Raw genomic sequence first — 19,731 nt, forward strand, 5'->3', positions numbered from 1 at the left:
CCGGTGCCGCCCTTCCCTACCTCTAACTCCTACTCAGACTTCTGCGGAACACTTTCCGCGTTCGACGCCGCAGCAGCCTTCCGCTCCTCAGCCTTGCTGGCCTTCTCCGCATCGACCCGGGCCTTCTCCTCGGCCTTCAGACCGTCCAGCCATTCCTGGCGGTTGGCTCCGGGGACCCAGCCGGTATCCACGAACTTGCGCTGGAAAGCGATAGCCGCGACCACCAGCACCATCGCAATCACGATGGTCAGCACGACACCGAGCGTGGTGCCGCCCAGCAGGCTGACACCGATCAGGGTGCCGAACCAGCCGAAGTCCGCATCACCGAAGGTGCTGTTGGCGAAGCCAAGCTCGCCGAGCACCAGCAGGAGGATCGCCGGCAGGATGGTGATGATCACGCCGTTGACAAAGCCGCCGATCACAGCGCCCTTACGTCCACCCGTCGCGTTGCCGTAAACACCGGCACCGCCACCGGTGAAGAAGTGCGGAACCATGCCGGGCAGGATCAGGGCCAGCCCGAACATCGGGTTAAGCCAGATGGCAAGAATGCCCAGGCTGATCAGGCCGCCGGCGAATGAGCTAAGGAAGCCGATCAACACGGCATTGGCGCCGAACGGGAACACGATCGGGATATCCAGCGCCGGCTTGGCGCCGGGCACAACCTTCTCGGCAATGCCCTGGAACGCAGGAACCAGCTCGCCCAGCACCGTCCGCACACCGTAGAGAATCACCGCCACACCAACACCGAACTGCAGCGCCAGCCCAAAGCCCGCCATGATGAAGGCACCGGCATCTGCTGCACCGAAGATCGCGAGGGCTTCCTCCAGCGGAAGGGCGATCAGGCCCCAGATCGCGAACACCATGTAGATAAGGACCATGGAGAGCGAGGTGGCAACCATGGAGTCGCGGAGGAACTTGAGCCCCTGCGGGAAGTTGATGTCCTCGGTTGACTTGCTCCGCCGGCCCACAGCCTGGCCGGAGGCGCCGGCGGCGATGTAGCCGAGGGTACCGAAGTGGCCGATAGCGATGGTGTCATTGCCCGTGATCTTCTTTGTCCACGGGTGGGCGAACGCCGGCATGACCACCATGATCACGCCGAGCAGCAGCGCACCGATGAGAACAACGAGCCAGCTCAGGCCGTCACCGAATCCAACCGACAGCACCACGGTGAGCATGGTTGCCATGAACACCATGTGGTGACCGGTCAGGAACACGTACTTCAGCGGCGTGAAGCGCGCAAGAATCAGCATCACGAGGAACCCGAGCGTCAGCACATACGCGCTCTGCGCACCGAACTCTTCCTGCGCAAGCGCGGTGATGACCTCATTGGTGGGGATCACCCCCTGGGCACCGGTTACGGCCAGGATCAGCGCGCCGAGCGGATCCAGTGAACCGACGACGACGCCGGCTCCCGCACCGAGGATGAGGAAGCCCAACGCTGCCTTCAGCGCGCCTCCGATCACCTGCCCGGAATTGCGGCGCATGGCCATCAGACCAATGGCGGTGATGATGCCGATCAGGTAGGCCGGCACATTCAGAATCTGTTGACCTATGAAATTCAGTACTACTACGAGCCACTCCATCGTGGGTGCTCCTTCTTTACTGTTCTGGACGGAAAGGTTCTACTGGACGGCCGGCGTGAGCTTCTCGGTGATCTCATCGAGATCGAAGAAGTTGTCAATGATGATGACTTCCGCCGGAACGTCACCGATCTCGGGTGCGAGCTCGTCGGAGGTGAGGACGATGTCCGCGGTCTGGGCTGCGCCTCGGGCCACACCGATATCGGCGGCTTCGACGTCGGCATCGATGCCCAGCGAGGCGAGAACCTTCTCTGCATTCATCTTCAGAAGCACTGAGGTTCCAATGCCCATTCCACATACGGCGACGATTTTCATGAGATGCCTTTCAGTCCAGGTTGATGAGGGTCGGTTTACTTGGTGGCCAGGCCACTGAGGAGGTCGCGGACCTGATCCGGGGTCTCCGCTGCTTCAAGCCGTGCCCGGACCTCCTTGTTGGAGAGCACACCGGCAACTGCTTTGAGTACTTCGATATGCGCGGTGTGGTCCAGCGCAGCCAACCCGATGACCAGGGTCACCGGATCATTCGATGCGTGGCCAAATTCGACGGGGGTTTCCAGGCTTACCCAGCTCAATCCACCCTTGAGGACCGACTCCGCCGGCCGGGAGTGTGCCAGCGCAATTCCGGGGGCAATCACGATGTACGGTCCGTGTTCCTCCACAGCCGTGATCATTTCCTCGGTGTAGGCCTCGGTGGTGACGCCACCGGCCACCAGCCCGTCACCAGCCAGACGGATTGCTTCCCTCCAGTCGGAGGCCGTCGCCTTCGTGGTGATCGACGACAACTCTTCGGCAAGATTCAGGGTCACAGCAAATCCTTTGCGTTGGTGCGGACAGGGGGTGGCGCACGTCACACGCTACCGTCGCAAAGGGGCTTATGTCTACAAGTAACCCAAAGTGGTTTTCATTTCGTTATCGTCAACAGGCTTAGCTACTTGGTGGTTCCGGTGCGCGTCATCCGGCTGATCCGGCCGGGTTCAAAGAGCGCATCCTGCGCCAGCAGTGACGCTCCGGTAACGCCCGCCGCGTGCCCCAACCGGCTTGGCTCAACCACCAGGCCGCGCGTGGCGAAGTCCCTGGCGCCGTCGAAAATTGCCTGCCGGATCGGGAGCAGGAATGGATCTCCGGACTGGGCCAGATTGCCCCCGATGATCACCGCTTCCGGATTCAACAAGCCGACGACGTCGGCAAGCGTCTGCCCGATGATCGCCGCCGTCTCTTCGATCAGGGAAAGCGTTGTCTGGTCACCCTGCCGGGCGAGCTCCACAATGTCCGCACTGGTTCGGACCGTGTAGCCGCGCTCCAGCAACCTGGCCCTCAGCACGGCACCGCTGGCGACCTCCTCCAGCCGCTGCAGGCGGTCCCCGCCGAGCGTCGGGCAGCTCACATCACCGGCGCCGCCGCGCGCTCCCCGGTAGACCCGACCATCCGTGACAAATCCGAGCCCGAGCCCGATGCCCGCCTTCACCACCACGAGGTTCGGCTCCTCGGCCGGCCACTTCCTCGCCTCCGCGAGCGCCATGACGTTCACGTCACGGTCGACGGCGAAGACCGCGTGGTCATAGCGGGTCTTGAAATACTCCCGGACCAGCACGCCGTCCCACTCCGGATAGACCTGCGGACTGGCCAGCCGCCCGGTCGCCACATCAACGGGGCCGGGCACGCCGACACCGATTCCGACGACGTCCCTGCGTTCCTTGCCCATGCTGCGGAGCATGTAGTCGAAGACCTGCCCTGCCCATTCGAAGATCTCGGTGGGGCCTTCATTGAGGCCGATGTCAGCCTCATCTTCGGCCAGCAGCGTCGACGTGAGATCGGTGATGGCCAGGCGGGTATGGGACCCGCCGATATCGACAGCGAGGAGCAGTCCGGCGTCGGCATTGACGGCGAAGGTTTCCGGGGGCCTTCCGCCCCGGGAGTCCAGCTGGCCCACGCTGACGATGATGGAGGCGTCGAGCAGCTCGTCAAGCCGGCGGGCAAGGGTGATCCGCGACCAACCGAGCACCTCGATGAGGTCATTCCGGGTAGTGGCACGCCCTGATCGAATCAAACTCAATGCCACACCTGAGCCGGTTGCCATCCCCTTGACCATTGCGTCCCCTTCTCCCGGCCGACCCCGGCCGCACATCATCCAAGCATTGACTTAAGTACAGGTGTATACCAAAGTGGCGTCCGTGACTAGAGAAGATTCTTCCACCGTTGGGTTTCCTTCTGCTGTGGATGCCCGCGCGGTCGGCGCTGCGCAGGCGATTCCAGCGGTCCTCGTGCAGCAGAAAGGCCACGGACACGCCGGTACGGCAATGGCCTTGGCGCCGCTGTCCCACGTCCTGTTCTCGCGGGTTCTCCGGCATTCACCGCAGCATCCGCACTGGCCGGCTCGGGACCGGTTCGTGTTGTCCGCTGGTCACGCCAGTCTCCTGCTCTACCTCCAGCTGTACTTCACCGGGTATGGACTCACCCTCAAGGACCTGGCGGCAAGCCGCTCACTGAAGTCGAAGACTCCCGGCCACCCGGAGGTGCATCACACCGTTGGCGTGGAAATGAGCACAGGTCCGCTGGGGCAGGGAGTTGCTTCCGCCGTCGGCATGGCCATGGCAGCCAGGCATGAATCGGCACTTTTCGCGGCGGGTTCGGATCACCTGGACCAAACAATGTGGGCGCTGGCCGGTGACGGGTGCCTGCAGGAAGGTGTGTCATCGGAGGCCTCCAGCCTCGCCGGCAGCCTGGGTCTCGACAACCTGGTGCTGATCTGGGATGACAACGGCATCACTATCGATGCCGACACGTCCGGCACCTTCTCCGAGGACGTCCGCGCCCGCTACCGCGCCTACGGCTGGCGGGTGCTCGAGATCGACGACGCCACCGATCTGGCAGCCATCGAAGCCGTCCTCCGTGCCGCCTCGGAACGGACCGGCCAGCCGACGCTCGTGGCCGTAAAGACCGTCATCGGCGCGCCCTCCGCAAAGTTCAGCGGGACTCCGGCGGCGCACTCCGGTGGGTTTGGCAAGGAGGAAGTCGGCGCCGTCCTGGAATCGCTGGGCTACTCCCCCACCGCTGGGCTCGGCGAGCTGGTGGACGAGGAAGTCCTGGCCCATACCCGTGCCGCCTCTGAGCGTGGAGCGGACCTGCATGCGGCCTGGCAACGTGAGCACAGCGCGTGGGAAGCCGATCATCCCGAAGCCGCCGCGCGCTGGAAAGCATTCCGTGAAGGCATCGCCGACCCGTCACCACTGGCCCGGATCGATACCGGATCTCCGGGAGATTTGGTGGCTACCCGCAAGACCAACGGCGCCGTCATCAAGGCACTACAGGAATCGCACCGGCTCTGGGGTGGTTCAGCCGATCTGAGCGGCTCAACCAACGTCGCCGTGGACGGCAAGCCGTTCTCGGCCGGTAATCCGGGCGGCGAGTTCATCCGCTTCGGCATCCGCGAACACGCCATGGCCGCGATACTGAGCGGCATCGCCTTGCACGGACCGTGGCGTCCCTTCGGATCCACGTATCTGGTCTTCAGCGACTACATGCGTCCGAGCATCCGGCTCGCAGCCCTCATGGGCCTCGGCGTGATCTACGTCTTCACCCACGATTCGGTGGCGGTCGGCGAAGACGGCCCCACCCACCAGCCGGTGGAGCAGATCGCCTCCCTACGCACTGTGCCGGGGCTCGACGTCGTCCGGCCCGCCGACTCTGTTGAGGTCACCGCCGTCTGGCAGCGCATCCTCGCCTCCCCGCAGCGGCCGGTGGCGCTCGTGCTGAGCAGGCAGGATGTACCGGTCCTGGAGTCCGACGGCGACACTGCAGACGGCGCCAGAACCGGCGGCTTCATCCGGTGGCAGAGCGGCAACGGAAACGACCTTGCGTTGATCGCGACCGGCAGCGAAGTGTCGCTGGCAATCGAGGCGGCAAAGGCTCTTGAGGCGGATGGAATCGCCGCGCGGGTCGTGTCCATGCCGTGTGTTGAATGGTTCAGTGAAGCGGATCGCGACTATCGGGAATCGGTGCTTCCGCCGTCGTTGACTGCCCGGGTGGTAATCGAGGCCGGGCGGGGAGATGCCTGGTACCGCTGGGCAGGATCTGCCGGTGAGGTGGTCTCCATCGAGGAGTTCGGCGAGTCAGGATCCGGTGCGGAGGTCATGCAGCTCCGGGGCATCCATCTCGACGCGGTTCTTGACGCAGCCCGGCGGGTGCTTCGCACCGGCCGTCCTGTTCCCTAGCGCGTCGCGGGCGGAAGCAACGCAGCGGCCATCGTCTCCGCGACGAAGTTCTTATAGCTCGGGTGAAACCTCCTCAGCGGCACACAGGTCTGGAACGGAGTTGTTGTTTGGACCTGTGTAGCTTCTGGGCTCGGCGGGGCCACCCGTGCAGGCGCGAGCGCTGAATGATCTCATCACGTCCTGAATTTGCTGGTACTGCTCTGTCCTGATGTAGTCCACGGCCGCTTGCAAGTCAGGGAAGTCGTCCACCTTCTGGAAGGCGATGATGGCGGGACCCGTCCCCTCGGCTTGAGATTCCAATTCAACAGACTCGAAACCGTAGATGCCGTTGGGATCTGCTTCCGCCGGTGGTGGACCATTCCTTCCGGACACAGAGGTCACCAGGCGAACGCTGTCCTTCCATCCTGATTGTCGAGCTCGTTCGGGCATCGAGGACAGGTCCATTGCGAGCGTTGTTACGGCGAAAGGTTCGCCATCTATGATGCCCTCGTCACTGACCGTCTCATCAAGATGCAGCAACGGGAAGCTCTCGCAACCCGCCGGCGGGCAGTTGAACCCTATGGCCGGTTGTATGTTGAGCCCGCCCATACTGTTCCCTTCCTGATCAAGGAGTGTGAAAGAACTTCTGTTCGAATTGGGTAGGACGCTCACTGTCCATGCAGCTGGGTGGTCGAACTCGAAGGTGATCCCCAGGCTGACCCGGTGAACGTGTCGAATTCCGCCTCTGGTGCAGATGGCTCCGGCTCTGCCTCGGGCGTTGGCGAATCCGGTGATGGCGGCTCGGACGCAGATGGCTCCGGCTCTGCCTCGGCAGAGGAACTCGGCGCAGGGATGGCAGGGCCCGGCTCCGTCTGGTCTTGCGGAGCCGTACATGAGGTAGCTCCCAGACAGGCAGCCAACACGACGGCGGCGATAGCTTTTTTCGACTTTGCGGCACGCCGGTGAGTTGTCATAGTTATCTTCCTCGAAGGAGGTTTCGCCGTTGCCCCAGCGCGCCGAGCTTTGTCGTAACTTACGCCCCGGGCGGTCTTTCAGCAAGAACGAGCCGTGCGGTAGCACCGCATCCGGGACGCGCCCATCCACGCGAAGGCGGCGGATGTGCTGTCCTGAATTGGTCTCGCACTCTTCCTCCTTGCGTACAGCCGGCGGCTGCTTGGCTCCATCGAGAATCTTGAAAGCAGCGGCAAGGGCGTGGCTTAGAGCTTTCCGAATGACGCTGGTCTGGGACGAGTCGGAGTGGGGGGACGCACTTGAAGCCTGGACCTCACACTAGGGCCGCAACGGAAGCAACGCCGCACTCATGGTGTCCGCGACAAAGGTTGCGAACTGTGCCGGCGTCCACCCGCGGTGGAGCACCAGCAGTTCATACAGCTCCGGGGAGCTGACCGTCCACAGCACATCGATGGCGTCCGACAGGGTGACCCCTTCCTTCAGGAAACGGCGTTCGGCCAGGAATTCAGCGTTATGCCTCATCCGTTCCAGGCGGTGCGCGTTACTCGCCTCCAACAGACCGGCCATCGACGAGTCTGTCGCGGCTGCGGAGCGGATGAGCAGGAGGATTGGAGTGACTGTCGACGCCACTTCAGCCGTGAGGGTTCCCCACTGGTGCATTAGCTCCCGGGGATCATCGATGCGTTCTCTGATGTCATCCGAGCGTCGATAGGCAGGAGTTTCACCCGCGCCGGTCAAACCGCGCTCGTAGATGGAGCGGACCAACCCTGACTTGTTCTCGAACGACTTGTAGATAGTTTCCGCCGAGACACCCGCCGCTGCCGCGATGCTAGCCACGGTTAGCTCCACTTCCCGGCAGCCCAGAACCAGATCCTTCGTGTAGGCGGTCCGGACCCGCTCTTCTGGCGGGACGCCGTCGCGACGTTCGAGCAGTTTGTGGGGCACCCGGTCGAAATCCGAACAATTCCCATGGGTGAACCGGTGCCCGGGATGCCGGAATTCATTGTGCCGCTCCTTACGGCACTGGAGACCTATGATTCGCCGATGGACATGACGGGCATGGCGGAGACGTACGGCGTGAAGGGGACCTCGCTCAGGGAATTCCTCGGCGCCACGGTCCAGCACGTGGGTTGAAATGTTTCTGCCGTTCGGTGAGAATTTGCATGCCCCGCCGCGAGCCTTACGCCTCGACCAGACGCCTGCGGTTCTTCAGTTCCTTCACCCAACTCCTGATCTCAGTGTCCGAGAAAGGAACCATTCCCCCACGAAGGTCGTCAATCAGAGTCCCGGTCGCCTTCAAAGCAATGTCGAGAACCCGATCGGCTACCCGCTGCGGCAGGCCCACATCCTCCATCCAGCGCAAAAGATGCTTGCGCGAAATACCTGTCCGCTTCCCCGCTATGGGCAAAGCAAGTGACCCGTCTCCGTACACCGCGGTGGACGGAATGTCATAGATCGGCGCGATTGCGGTACCGCCGAGCGCATCCTGCAGGAGAGAGACGTTCTTCGCATGAAGGTCGCCGTTCCCCGTCAGCCACGCGAAGACCAGTTGCAGCGCCAGGTTGCGGAGTGCCGGGAGGGGAGCATCGCAGAGTGCGATGAGTTCCCGGCACACCTGTTCATAAGGCGCGTCGTATTTAGCGGCCGGATGCAGCCCCATGATCTGAGTTGCATCCTCCACCGCCAGCCGGCGAAGTTCCCCCTGTGAGGTCGTGTCCCTATCGAACCGCTCGACCAATAGCCCAGGCCGCCCCGCGACATCACGGATTACACGCACTGCGCTGATGGGAATTTTCAGTCGCCGCGCATACGAGTACATCAGGAACTCGTTTTCGACGACATGCCGGTACTCGGGCGGATCCAGCTTGAGAATGAAGCGCTTTCCCCCCGCTTCCACTGGAAGCGAGATCATTCCTGCCGAAAGCTTGTCCTGAACGCCGGCCAACGCGCTCGGGTCGACCCCGGTCTGCTCCATCACTTCATCGAAGTCGACAGGCGCCTTGGGATCCAGTACGACGGCGGCAGGAACTTCCGCCACGACGCTGCCCCTGGGTACGATCTGCACATCGCCCACCGTGTCACCTCCCACTGCGAGCAGAAGGGACAGTTCATCGTCCATCGACGTTTTTACGGCCCTGCGCAGCAATGAGAGGCGGCGCCCTTCAGGCAGCAAACCAGCAAAAAAAGGGGGCACAGCGCCACTGGTCATGATCACGGCTTCGGATGACAGCGGTAGCGATGCCGCCACTGCTGGACCGCCCGTCACAAGGTATTCCGGCAGATAGCTGAACCGTGTCCCGCTTTCATGCCGTTCCAGTTGGGCGGCGAGGACACCCCGTTTGTAGACGTCAGCCTGCCGCTGACCCTTGACATCCTCGAATGATTTCATCGGATGCCACCGCCCTGCGATTCAGGCCCTTCAGCGCCCTGCGTCTCGCGGCGCCGACCTGTGACAGCGAGATCAAGTCCCAGCGTGCGAAGGACCGCCAGCAGCGACTCCAGCCTGACCGTCGGCTTCCCGTGTTCAAGGGATCGGACAAAGCGTTCCGAAACGCCGGCGAGGTCAGCGAGATCAGCTTGGGTGAGGTGCTCGGCGACGCGCCGGGCACGCACTGATTCCGCAAGTGTCTGCTCGAAAGTCACTATCGCCACCTCTCCTCCGGCACGATCGTACCGATCTATTTAGTATGTCGGTCCCGAGGGCGCTTTTCAACGGTAATCGAGCAATGAACGGTACGATCGTTCCGATTTTCGCCTGTTTGCGATGGTGACACCCCGATGTCGAAGTCAAAACCGATGAAACGGCACGATCATGCCGGTTGCCCTGCTGTTTCAGACGAGGCATGGCCCTCTCAAGGAGCAGTACCGCCAGCCCCCTCACTCAAACAGGCCCCGCACATCGCCGGCAGTGAGAGCGGAAGAGAACATGGCGTCGTCGTCCATTACTGCAGTGAAGAGCTTGGCCTTCTTCTCCTTCAGCGCCATTACCTTTTCCTCGATGGTGTCCTTGGCCACCAGCCGGTACACCATCACGTTGCGCTGCTGCCCGATCCGGTGCGCCCTGTCCACCGCCTGGTTTTCGCTGGCCGGGTTCCACCACGGGTCCAGGAGGAAGACGTAATCCGCTTCGGCGAGGTTCAGACCAAACCCGCCCGCCTTCAGGCTGATCAGAAAGACGGGAGCTTCTCCGGACTTGAACTTCTCAATCACCTGCGCACGTCGGCGGGTCTTCCCGTCCAGGTAGGCATACTCCATCCCGGCTGCCTCCAGCCGTTCAACCGCTTTGGCCAGGAAGCCGGTGAACTGGCTGAACACCAGCGCCCGGTGGCCCTCCGCGACAATGTCCTCAAGCTGCTCAAACAGCGCGTCCAGCTTGCTCGACGGAACCGATGCGTACTTCTCATCCACCAGCGACGCGTCCAGGCTCAACCGGCGCAGCATGGTCAGCGACCGGAAAATCTCGAACCGGTTCTTGTTCATGTCCGCGAGCAGGCCAAGCACCTTCTGGCGCTCACGCTGCAGGTGCCGCTGGTAGATGGTGCGGTGCCGGGGAGCAAGCTCAAGTTCGAGCACCTGCTCCTGCTTGGGCGGAAGGTCCCTTGCCACCAGCTCCTTGGTGCGGCGGGTGATCAGCGGACGAATCCTGCGCCGCAGCTGAGCCAGTCTCTCGCCGTCGGACTCCCTCTCGATGGGCCGCTGATAGTAGTCCGCGAACTTCCTGGAGCTGGGAAACAGGCCCGGGGCGGTGATCGCAAAGAGCGACCACAGCTCCATCAGGTTGTTTTCCATCGGTGTGCCGGTAATCGCCAACTTGAACGGCGCCGGGAAATCGCGCGCATTCTGACTCGCCCGGGTCACCGGATTCTTCACGAACTGCGCCTCGTCCAGGATCAGCCCTGCCCACTCCTGCGCCGCGTATGCTTCGTAATCCAGCCGGAACAGCGTGTAGGACACAATTACGACGTCGTTGCTGCCCGCGAGCGCGGCAGGATCGGCACCGCTGCGGTGCAGCGTATCCATCACTGCTTCCGAGCGCAGGTTCGGCGCGAACCGGTGTGCCTCAGCCGCCCAGTTAGGCACCACGGACGTGGGAGCGACGACAAGGAATGGCCGCGTTTCCTGCCCCGCTTCCCTCGTGTGCGTCTCCCGCGTGTACGCGATCAGCGCCAATGCCTGGAGCGTCTTTCCCAGCCCCATGTCATCCGCCAGGATGCCGCCGAGTCCGTGTTCCCAAAGAAAGGCCAACCAGCTGAAGCCCTCCTGCTGATAGGGCCGCAGAGTTGCCTGAATTCCGGCGGGTACGTCCCTGGCGGGCACCTCGGACAGCTCGAGCAGCGCGGACACCGAGTTCCGCCAGGATTCGGCCTGTTCGGCAGTGGCTGCGAGGTCCGCCAGCTCCTCCCACAGGCCTGCCTGCAAGCGGCTGATCCGCAGCTCAGCAGTGTCCTTGTCCTGCAGCGCCCGGGCTTCTTCTATCAGCCGCCGGAGCTGGGAGAATTCCGGCTGGTCCAGCGAGAAATAGCCGCCACCGGGCAGCAGCAAATGCTGCTCGTCGAGGGCGAGCGCACGGAACAACTCGGCGAACGGAACGTCCGTACCGCCCAGCGAGACGCTGACGCCGAGGCCGAACCAGTCGCGGTCCTCCGTCTCGCTGGTACTCACGGAACGGTTGGCTGCTCGGTCAGCTCCGTATAGTCCGGGACATCCTCGCTCTGCAAGACGCGGACGTGCTCGAGGGCTTCGAGTTGCGGCACGAATTCCGCGACGAACCGCGCGGCGGCCACACCGTGGAGTTCCCTCGGTTCCGGCCTGCCCGGAAAGCCGTCCGCCGGCCGTGGAAACGCGTCATACCAAGCTTCGCGGAAGCCGTCGAGCAAACCGGCAACGGTGGCCAAAGTGCCGGCTTCAGCCGACCGGTCCCGGTGGCCGGTGCCGTCTTCGGGAAGCGGGTACGCCGTCGTCGTTCCTCCCTGGGTGTACTCCCAGGACCAGCTCAACCGCACCGCCTCGGTGTGCGCGGGGGAATCGGATGCGCGACGGCGCGATCCTGGTGCGGTGGGCGCGTAGCTGATTTCCAGCAGCAGCGAGGGCGGCGGGATCTCCGGCAACTCGACGGAGCCGTCCCTCGAGATGAGGTTCACCTGCTGGTGCAGCTGCGGATAGTAGTCGCGGAAGAAGGCCTCCCGGCCGGTTTCGGGAATCTGCAGCGGGCTTCGCGCAGTCACCAGTAAACGGAACGTCTCCGGAATGGGAGCGGAAGTGGGCGCGAGTCCGATATTCCGGTCGGACAGCGGTGCGTCTGCGCCCTCCGGGTGCCACCAGAAGATGCCGTGTGTTGGGGATCCGATCAGGCCGATCGACGTCGGATCCAGGGCATTGCCGTCGACTTCCACCAGGGGCTGAAGGAGCAGCCCGCCGCCGTTGGCCTGCACATTGAGGCTGATGTCCGCGTTCTTGTGGAGCCTGACCTTTCCACTTCCAGCGGTGACGAACTGCACTCCCGCCTCACGGCCGCGCACCAACAGGTCCCACAGCAGCGGGCTCCGAAAATTGTCCACTCTGATTGAGTCGCCGGGGCCGTGGCCCGAGCCTGCACTCCGTGCACGGACTGCCGCGACGGTGGACATCCAGTCCCAGTGCGCGTCCTCGAAGCCTGCCCTGTTGTACCCGGCGAAGAAACTCTGCCACCGCAGCTGACCGGTGATCCAGTTGCCGCCTGCGCTTCGGTGGACGGGTCGGATGTAGAGGTGCACGCCCGGGTCCTGCCGCTTGAACCGGCTCGACGAACGCGGCGCGTCTTCGCGAAGCTCGAAGGAGAGCGCTAGGGGAACCGCAGGCCCGGGTGGACGGGCAGAGTAGCCCGTGGCTGAGTACGAATTGATCGGCGCAGGAGGCTGCGGGCTCAGGATCGAGTCGAGGCTGCGCTGCCAATCGGGTGGTTCGGACGCTTTGGGTGTCTGTAGCGCAGGGGGTTTCGCTGGTGCTTTCGGCGTGCCGTGTGCGGAGTTCATCCTGCCGCCCCACACCGCAAGCTGGAGAAACCGACGAGCCCGCTGATCTGGTCAGAAGTTACCGAGGGTGGAGCGTCGTATGGCATCACGTCAAGGATACCGGCGCTCTTCGCTGACGGGCAGCGCACCGACCCCCTCACGTGTGCGGAGACCACGATACTAAGCTGGTGCCATGGAATTCCTGCGCAATCTGCTCCTCGTTCTGCACTTCGTCGGTCTTGCTGCCATCCTGGGTGGCGTCATCGCGCAGATTCGGAGCATGCGTACCGGCGGGGCCGTGGTGACACCGGGCATCATGCACGGCAGCTGGCTCCAGCTGGTCTCCGGGCTGGGACTGGTCGGCGTTCTCGAAGCCGGGGATCTGGCGGAAGTCGACAACATCAAAATCGGAGTGAAGCTCCTGGTGATGGTCGCCGTCGTCGTACTGGCTTTCATCAACCGCAAGAAGGACGCAGTGCCGTCCGCCATTCTGGGAGTAATTGGCGGGCTGACGCTGCTCAACATCATCATTGCGGTGTTCTGGCGGTAGAGGCTTATCTCCTGACGCGAGGCATCCACAGGCCCCGGTGCGACGAACAGCCTTGCGACGGAAGGAACACGATCCACATGTTGAACACCGAACGAACCGGCTCCGGTACGCCGCTTGTCCTCGTCCACGGACTCGGATCCAGCATTCGCAACTGGGATCCGGTCCTCCCCATGCTTCAGGAGCAGCGCGAGGTCATCGCCGTCGATCTGCCCGGATTCGGCAACAGCGAGCCCCTCACAGGTGAGGTAACCATTGACACCCTGACCGCCGCCGTCGAACAGTTCCTTCGCGAGGAGGGACTTGAGGATGCTGACATTGTCGGCAGTTCGATGGGTGCGCGCATGGTGGTCGAGATGGCTCGCCGCGGGCACACGGGCAACGTCGTGGCGCTGGATCCCGGCGGATTCTGGAACGACACCCAGGTGCGCATCTTCAACAGCACAATCACTGCCTCCATCGCCCTGGTGCGCCGGATCCAGTCCATTCTGCCGTCGCTCGTCAAGCAGGCTGCCGGCCGGACCGCGCTGCTGGCGCAGTTCTCGGCGGCTCCGTGGAAGCTCGATCCGGATCTGGTGCTCACGGAGCTTCGCGGATTCAGTACCTCCCGCAGTCTCGATGAGGCGCGCAGGTCACTTGCACACGGACCGCGGCAGCAGGGTGCGCCGCAAGGCACACTCAAAGGGAACCTCGCGTTCGGCTGGGGCAGGCAGGACAAGGTGACTCCGCTCAGCGAAGCGGCCGTCGCCATGTCGCTCTACCCGGACGCCACCTTGCACGTCTTCGAGAACTGCGGGCATTTCCCCCACTGGGACCAGCCGGAGGAAACTGCGCGCTTCATTCTGGATTCGACGAGTTGGTGAGCCTGATAGCCGCGTGTGCTTTCCAGCAAATGAAGGTGACCGGGCCGGGGCCGCTGCCGAAGGCTGAGCAAGCGGACCCCGCCCGGTGAGAACGTTCGTCAGGTCCTGGCGGCTGTTCCCAGCCCAAGCATGACCTGCGGGGCTTGCTGATTCCTTGGGAAGGAAGGAGTGAGGCGGCGGGGCCATATTAGGGGGAAACGGGCCCCGCCTAGCGGGAGATCTCCGTCCAGATCACATCCCGCTGCCGCTCATTCTCGTCTGCCTTTGCCCCCGCGCGATAGCTTTTGGATTGTTACCGCAGACGAGGAACACATGACGCTCACATCGGTTCCCACCGCCGATCATGAGCGCCCTTATCCTGTCCTGGCAAAGCGGGTAGTCCGCCTCTTCACGTTGAGGAGTCGAAACACCGCTAAAGACCTCGTCCGTACTGTGGATAAGCAGTGGGTCACTACTCCTCCACATTGGCCTTCAACCATCGCTATTAGTACTGGTGTTCGATAAGTTTGATCCATGGCGCTCGCACTTCATGACCATCAGCTGCAGGAGAATTCCCTGCTGCAGTCGGTGCGTTCTGACCTTGAAGCATTCCGGGGAAAGCTCGCGGAGGGCTACCTCATCCGGACTCGCGTGGAGACCGCTGCAACTCTCGTGGAAATCGAGGACCTATCAAGGCTGGTCGATGGTCTGCAGGTACTCGCTGCCCATACCATCGTCGCTCACGACATCGCGGCCTTAGGTGAAGCGGAGCCCCAATCCGCCGACCCTGAGCAGGACTGGAATGGGGTTTCCTCCGCACCGGCGCGGACTAAGCGACCACTGCCTATCCACCGCGATACTGCGGAGTATCTGCGCGCAAAGATCGGCATTAGTCGCAGTGAGGCGAACCGTCGCCTTCGTCTCGCCGCAAACCTCCTGCCGGATACCTCCGGCCCGGGAGCGGCCACCCAACCGACGCTGCCTGTGCTGGCTGCCGCTTCAAGTGCAGGTTCCGTGAGCGGACGAGCCACCACTGTCATCTGTGATTCGGTACAACGGGTACGTCCTGTCGCCAGTTCACACCAGTTGGACGCGATGGAGCGCCACCTCATCAGGCACGCTATCGAATCGGACGAGGACACCCTCCGGGTGCTCGCCAAGCGTTGGGAGAGCACCCTTGATCAGGATGGACAGGAACCCACGGAGAAGGTGCTGAAAGCCCAGCAGGGCGTATTTCTACGTGGCCGGCGTAACGGATTGCACTTCCTGGAGATCGGCGCCACGGATGAACAGTTCGAGTACCTATCCACTGTGATGAACCCAGCGACCAATCCGCGGTGCGGTTCGGGCGCCACCCAGCACAACGATGACGGCACCCGGGAGCGTAGCGGCACCTCCGCCAGCAGCGTAGGCGGTGAAGGAGGCAACGGCACTGGCTTTTCCTTGAGCAGCAACAATGGCGCCTCCACCAGCGGCGAAAGCGGAAACGTCAGCGGACAAGGCATTGCAGACGCGTTCGACACGGATCAGCTGACACGGCCGCAAAGTCTGCTGGTTGGCCTGGTCTCGGCCTGCCGCCTTGCTTTGGCCAGTGATGAGTTGCCGGCAACAGGTGGCCACCGGGCACAGGTAATGGTCACCATCAGCTACCAGGATCTCAAGGCTGACATCGGGAATGCCGGTCACGCCGTCTTCGCACACCAAATGAGCGCTCGCAGCATCCGGAAACTCGCCTGCGATGCCGACATCATTCCCATGGTTCTCGGCGGTGATGGGCAACTCCTCGACATCGGACGCGCCAAACGCCTTTTTCCTCCCTACATGCGTCGGGGACTCGTCGCCAGAGACAAGGGATGCGCATTCACTGACTGCACCATCCCGGCAACCTGGTGCGAAGCTCACCACATCGTTCCGTGGGCCACCGGAGGCACCACTTCTCTCAGCGATGGAGTGTTGGTGTGTTCACGGCACCACCACGTAATTCATGAGGGAGAGTGGACCGTCGAGTCCATCAACGGGATTCCATGGTTCACGCCACCCAGATACCTGGATCCGAGCCGTACTGCGCGCCGGAACCCATACTGGCAGGTTGAGCAGCTGGTTCAGCAGCAGCTTCACGATCCGCCAACCTAAGCCGCGGACGGTGGTTCAGACGCCCTGGGCAGGCGACGCAGCCTCCCGCCTGGCACTTCTCAGCGCATACGAGCCGATTGCACTACCTGAGAGCTTGTTCACCGGCGTCGCCCAAACGCCTCGCGAGGATTGCGGGCGTGTTCTACGTTTGCCACCTCGTCGACGTCGTCTTCTTTCTCCTGATGGCGGTGACGCTTTACGTGTTGCTTCACCACGCAGGCAAGCATGCGGGCCGTCTCATGGTGCTGGCTGTGATCGTCGCCGCCGGAATCATTTCAGTCAGCGCAGTCTTCACCTATGTGTCGCTCCTGGTAGCAACCGACGGATCCTAACTGGATGCTTTCGGGCTGCTCGGGTCCAACGCGCTGGTGCTTCTACTACTGGACATCCAGCACTACGGCACCCTCGCCGCACAGGCCTTCTTTGGGCTGTGGCTGGCACCTTTGGGCTACCTGGTGATCAAGTCGAAGCTATTCCCGAAGGCGCTCGGCATTGTTCTCATCCTGGCCACAGCCAGCTACCTGATCGATGTTGCCCTCGCATTCCTGCTTCCGCAATCGCAACGCAAGTTCATAGCTACTTCGGTATTGTGCCCGCCATCGGAGAAATCTGGATGGTCTTGTACCTGCTCATCATCGGTGTCCGCGCTCCGCGCACGGCGGACCGGTTGCCAACGCAAGTGACGTCCGTGCCCGCTTAGTGACAGCGGGCACCCCTAGGAGTTGGAGAACCTGTGCCGGCGCTCACATTGAATCGATTCATGCCAGCTTAGGGCGCTGGCCGGGGTCGCGTCAAAGCCTCGACACAAGCCGTTCCGACGTCTCGCACGGTTGCTATCGTTGCACCGTGTCCGCCACCCACTCCGCCCCTGCCCTCAGCGACCGCGCCGCGCTCGTCATCGTTGACGTGCAGCAAGCCTTCGACGACGCCCCCTACTGGGGCACACGCAACAACTCCTCCTGCGAGGAGAACATCGCCGCCCTCCTGACCCACTGGCGCGAGACCGGCCGCCCCGTCGTCTTTGTCCGGCACGACTCCACAGATCCGGAGTCTCCCCTGCACCCCGACCATCCGGGACACGCGTTCAAGGACTTCATCACCGGCACACCGGACCTGCTGGTGCACAAAAGCGTCAACTCCAGCTTTCACGGCACCCCTGATCTCCACGCCTGGCTTCAGGAGAACGCCATCTCCGAACTGGTTATCTGCGGAATCACCACGAATCACTGCTGCGAAACCACAGCCCGCGTCGGAGGCAATCTGGGCTACAGGGTTTTATTCGCGCTTGACGCCACGCATACCTTCAACCGCGTCGGTCCGGATGGCCATGAGGTTTCAGCGGACGCGATCTACCGCATGACTGCCGTGAATCTGCACGGGGAGTTTGCCGCCGTCGTGAGCACAGCTGACCTGCTTGCCCCGGCGCAGACCGCCTCAGTTGCGGGTCAGTGACTACGCGTTAGTCGGGCAACGGTCGCCACCGCTCTCAGGATCAGACGCTGGTACCGGTGGAGAATCCACTCGTGAAGGCGGCGGCGAAGAACAGCACCCATCCGATGATGAGCAGGATGCTCAGCGCGCCGAGAATGATCGCGACCCACCCCAGCAGACGCCCGCCGGCGGCTGGTTCGCCCATCCGTTCGGCCTTGTTCGCCGAGCTGATCGCCAACGGCCCGAAGACGAACCAGAACAGGAACATCCCGAGTACGCCGTAGGCAAGCGAGAGCTGGGCAGCGCGCTTTCCCTCGTAGTCCGACCCCGCGTAGCTCATGCCCGGAGACCGGCGGGTGCTGGCGGCCGCGAAGGGCTGTTCGCTCGGATACGGGGCACGATTCTGGGTGGAGTAACTCGACATGGGTATTCCTTCTGAGACAAGGTGGATAGTCCGGGATCCTGTTGGTGAGTTACCGCCAATACACCCGTATTGGAGCACATCCTATTGCACGGCGACGAGGCGAGGCGGAAAACATGACACAACAGCACGACGACGGCGTACGCGGCGTCCTGTTCGACGTTGACGGCACGCTGGTGGACACCAACTACCTGCACACCCTCGCGTGGTGGCAAGCCTTCCGCCGCTTCGGCCATGATGTGCCGATGGCCAGCATCCATCGCACCATCGGGATGGGCGGCTCCACCCTCATTGAGCACCTCATCGGCGAGGGCCGGGACACCGAGCAGGACGAGGAGCTCAAGGACACCCACGGGGCGCTGTTCTCAGCGCAGTGGCCTGCCCTGCGCTCGTTCGACGGCACCCGCGACCTGCTTAATCATTGCGCGGGAGCGGGCCTCGCCGTCGTGCTGGCCACGTCCGCGAACAACGAGGAGCTGGCCGTCCTGAAGAAGGTGATCGACGCCGATGAGGCGATCACCGGCGCCACCACCGCAACCGACACCGGCATCAGCAAGCCCTCCCCCGACATCCTCGAAGCAGCGCTCGGCGTCGCAGAGCTCAAGGCCGAAGAAGCAGTGTTCGTCGGCGACGCCGTCTGGGACGTACTGGCCGCCAACAAGCTCGGCATGCGCACCATCGCCGTCACCACCGGCGGTACCAGCCAAGCTGAACTGCGCGACGCCGGGGCGGCCTATGTGTTTGAGAACGTCCGGGAGCTGCTGAACGCCGTTCTCGCCGGCGAGATCCCCGAGCTGGCGAAAGCAACCGGCGGATGAAGCCCAAGTATCCCTACGCGCTCACCTTTGACCGCTACCGGGAGCTGATGGAGAAGGACTTCGCGCGGCTTCTGGGGCTCACACGCTCCGCCGACGCCGCGGCCCGGATTCCTGCCTGTCCGGACTGGGATATCGAACAGCTGGTCCGGCACACCGCGCTCGTGTACCTGCAGAAAGCCGAGACCATCCGCACCGGCGCCAAGCCGCAGGGCCGCTGGGTTCCGGAGGACATTCTGCAGCTGGGTCCGGCCGAAATACTGGAGACCTGCTACCAGCGGATCACTGGCGAATTCGATGCCCATGAACCGTCAGACCCCGCGGAATCGTGGGTGGCTGAGGATCAGACCGTGGGTTTCTGGATCCGCCGACTGACGCACGAGACCTCGATCCACCGCTACGACCTCGAAGCATCCCTGGGCGACCCACAGCCGGTCGAGACAGAGCTGGCCGTCGACGGCATCGACGAGGTGCTGACCGTCATGTTCGAGCGCGGGCGGTCGGCGGGCACGAATTCCGGCCCCGCAGAGGTCACCGGAAATCTGCTCCTCGAAAGCGGCGGACAAGCCTGGTCGGTTCTCCTGCTTCCTCACGACGTCGAGATTTCCGCCGATGCGGCAGGCTCCTCCCCCGATGCCAGTATCAGCGGGGAACCCAACGACATTCTGTTGTGGCTCTGGGGCCGCGAACCGCTGCCCATTCAAGCTGGCGACGCCGGTTTGGCAGCCGAATTGCGACGGCGCCTGGCCGCAACCACCTGAAGTGCCGGACACACAGCGGATTGCCGCTCCGCAAAAGCGCCGGTGTTGT

The 19,731-nt window shown here is 63.2% G+C and carries 21 protein-coding genes; 10 read left to right on the forward strand and 11 right to left on the reverse strand.

Going from position 1 to position 19,731, the window contains the following annotated elements:
• Positions 1 to 29 precede the first annotated feature (29 nt).
• The 4 genes from ASH00_RS15870 to ASH00_RS15885 all read right to left on the reverse strand — a co-directional run bounded on the left by ASH00_RS15870 (position 30) and on the right by ASH00_RS15885 (position 3,657).
• Positions 30 to 1,583 (reverse strand): PTS ascorbate transporter subunit IIC, encoded by a 1,554-nt coding sequence (locus ASH00_RS15870; protein ID WP_056550376.1) that lies wholly within the window; start codon positions 1,581 to 1,583, stop codon positions 30 to 32.
• A 39-nt stretch (positions 1,584 to 1,622) separates the two neighbouring features.
• The gene (locus tag ASH00_RS15875) at positions 1,623 to 1,895 is read right to left on the reverse strand and encodes a PTS sugar transporter subunit IIB (RefSeq protein ID WP_056550377.1); all 273 of its coding nucleotides are present in this window, start codon (positions 1,893 to 1,895) and stop codon (positions 1,623 to 1,625) included.
• A 35-nt stretch (positions 1,896 to 1,930) separates the two neighbouring features.
• Positions 1,931 to 2,386, reverse strand: a complete 456-nt coding sequence (locus ASH00_RS15880; protein ID WP_056550378.1) for a PTS sugar transporter subunit IIA — start codon at positions 2,384 to 2,386, stop codon at positions 1,931 to 1,933.
• A 122-nt stretch (positions 2,387 to 2,508) separates the two neighbouring features.
• Positions 2,509 to 3,657, reverse strand: coding sequence for an ROK family protein (locus ASH00_RS15885; RefSeq protein WP_235563352.1), 1,149 nt, complete (start codon positions 3,655 to 3,657; stop codon positions 2,509 to 2,511).
• Positions 3,658 to 3,751: 94 nt separating this feature from the next.
• Here ASH00_RS15885 and ASH00_RS15890 point away from each other — a divergent pair, with 94 nt between their 5' ends.
• Positions 3,752 to 5,791, forward strand: coding sequence for a transketolase family protein (locus ASH00_RS15890; protein ID WP_082566216.1), 2,040 nt, complete (start codon positions 3,752 to 3,754; stop codon positions 5,789 to 5,791).
• Between the two features lie 51 nt (positions 5,792 to 5,842).
• On the opposite strand, the gene ASH00_RS15895 is transcribed toward ASH00_RS15890, so the two are convergent.
• Entirely contained in the window at positions 5,843 to 6,379 is a 537-nt protein-coding gene (locus ASH00_RS15895) for a hypothetical protein (RefSeq protein ID WP_056550385.1), read from the reverse strand.
• A 681-nt stretch (positions 6,380 to 7,060) separates the two neighbouring features.
• Complete coding sequence (locus ASH00_RS16830; protein ID WP_162252869.1) at positions 7,061 to 7,579, reverse strand: TetR family transcriptional regulator; 519 nt, start codon at positions 7,577 to 7,579, stop codon at positions 7,061 to 7,063.
• Positions 7,580 to 7,711: 132 nt separating this feature from the next.
• Between ASH00_RS16830 and ASH00_RS16835 the strand changes: the two genes are divergently transcribed.
• Positions 7,712 to 7,876 carry a hypothetical protein gene (locus ASH00_RS16835; protein WP_162252870.1) on the forward strand — a complete coding sequence of 55 codons (165 nt, stop codon included), beginning with the start codon at positions 7,712 to 7,714 and terminating at the stop codon, positions 7,874 to 7,876.
• Between the two features lie 46 nt (positions 7,877 to 7,922).
• On the opposite strand, the gene ASH00_RS15915 is transcribed toward ASH00_RS16835, so the two are convergent.
• The 4 genes from ASH00_RS15915 to ASH00_RS15930 all read right to left on the reverse strand — a co-directional run bounded on the left by ASH00_RS15915 (position 7,923) and on the right by ASH00_RS15930 (position 12,753).
• Positions 7,923 to 9,131, reverse strand: a complete 1,209-nt coding sequence (locus tag ASH00_RS15915) for a type II toxin-antitoxin system HipA family toxin (protein WP_056550390.1) — start codon at positions 9,129 to 9,131, stop codon at positions 7,923 to 7,925.
• Positions 9,128 to 9,394 carry a helix-turn-helix transcriptional regulator gene (locus ASH00_RS15920; protein WP_235563353.1) on the reverse strand — a complete coding sequence of 89 codons (267 nt, stop codon included), beginning with the start codon at positions 9,392 to 9,394 and terminating at the stop codon, positions 9,128 to 9,130. The genes ASH00_RS15915 and ASH00_RS15920 overlap by 4 nt, the downstream gene beginning before the upstream one ends.
• A 225-nt stretch (positions 9,395 to 9,619) precedes the next feature.
• Positions 9,620 to 11,404, reverse strand: a complete 1,785-nt coding sequence (locus ASH00_RS15925) for a DEAD/DEAH box helicase (protein ID WP_056550391.1) — start codon at positions 11,402 to 11,404, stop codon at positions 9,620 to 9,622.
• Positions 11,401 to 12,753, reverse strand: coding sequence for a hypothetical protein (locus ASH00_RS15930; RefSeq protein ID WP_157359189.1), 1,353 nt, complete (start codon positions 12,751 to 12,753; stop codon positions 11,401 to 11,403). Before ASH00_RS15930 ends, ASH00_RS15925 begins: the two co-directional genes overlap by 4 nt.
• Positions 12,754 to 12,925: 172 nt before the next feature.
• Here ASH00_RS15930 and ASH00_RS15935 point away from each other — a divergent pair, with 172 nt between their 5' ends.
• From ASH00_RS15935 to ASH00_RS15960, 6 genes are all read left to right on the forward strand, one after another.
• Entirely contained in the window at positions 12,926 to 13,282 is a 357-nt protein-coding gene (locus ASH00_RS15935) for a hypothetical protein (RefSeq protein ID WP_056550394.1), read from the forward strand.
• Between the two features lie 77 nt (positions 13,283 to 13,359).
• Positions 13,360 to 14,142, forward strand: coding sequence for an alpha/beta fold hydrolase (locus ASH00_RS15940; RefSeq protein WP_056550395.1), 783 nt, complete (start codon positions 13,360 to 13,362; stop codon positions 14,140 to 14,142).
• 513 nt (positions 14,143 to 14,655) lie between these two features.
• Positions 14,656 to 16,254, forward strand: a complete 1,599-nt coding sequence (locus tag ASH00_RS15945; RefSeq protein WP_056550397.1) for an HNH endonuclease signature motif containing protein — start codon at positions 14,656 to 14,658, stop codon at positions 16,252 to 16,254.
• A 137-nt stretch (positions 16,255 to 16,391) separates the two neighbouring features.
• Complete coding sequence (locus ASH00_RS15950; protein ID WP_056550398.1) at positions 16,392 to 16,586, forward strand: hypothetical protein; 195 nt, start codon at positions 16,392 to 16,394, stop codon at positions 16,584 to 16,586.
• 36 nt (positions 16,587 to 16,622) lie between these two features.
• Entirely contained in the window at positions 16,623 to 16,937 is a 315-nt protein-coding gene (locus ASH00_RS15955) for a DUF4386 domain-containing protein (RefSeq protein WP_056550401.1), read from the forward strand.
• 163 nt (positions 16,938 to 17,100) lie between these two features.
• Complete coding sequence (locus ASH00_RS15960; protein ID WP_056550402.1) at positions 17,101 to 17,706, forward strand: cysteine hydrolase family protein; 606 nt, start codon at positions 17,101 to 17,103, stop codon at positions 17,704 to 17,706.
• Between the two features lie 40 nt (positions 17,707 to 17,746).
• Here ASH00_RS15960 and ASH00_RS15965 read toward each other — a convergent pair whose 3' ends face one another.
• Entirely contained in the window at positions 17,747 to 18,109 is a 363-nt protein-coding gene (locus ASH00_RS15965; protein ID WP_056550403.1) for a hypothetical protein, read from the reverse strand.
• A 113-nt stretch (positions 18,110 to 18,222) separates the two neighbouring features.
• On the opposite strand from ASH00_RS15965, the gene ASH00_RS15970 reads away from it, so the two are divergent.
• Positions 18,223 to 18,924, forward strand: a complete 702-nt coding sequence (locus ASH00_RS15970; RefSeq protein WP_056550404.1) for an HAD family hydrolase — start codon at positions 18,223 to 18,225, stop codon at positions 18,922 to 18,924.
• Positions 18,921 to 19,682 carry a maleylpyruvate isomerase family mycothiol-dependent enzyme gene (locus tag ASH00_RS15975; RefSeq protein WP_056550407.1) on the forward strand — a complete coding sequence of 254 codons (762 nt, stop codon included), beginning with the start codon at positions 18,921 to 18,923 and terminating at the stop codon, positions 19,680 to 19,682. The genes ASH00_RS15970 and ASH00_RS15975 overlap by 4 nt, the downstream gene beginning before the upstream one ends.
• Positions 19,683 to 19,731: the final 49 nt, after the last annotated feature.

The sequence above is a fragment of the Arthrobacter sp. Soil782 genome (assembly GCF_001428435.1).
In the GTDB taxonomy this organism is placed as follows: domain Bacteria; phylum Actinomycetota; class Actinomycetes; order Actinomycetales; family Micrococcaceae; genus Arthrobacter_D; species Arthrobacter_D parietis.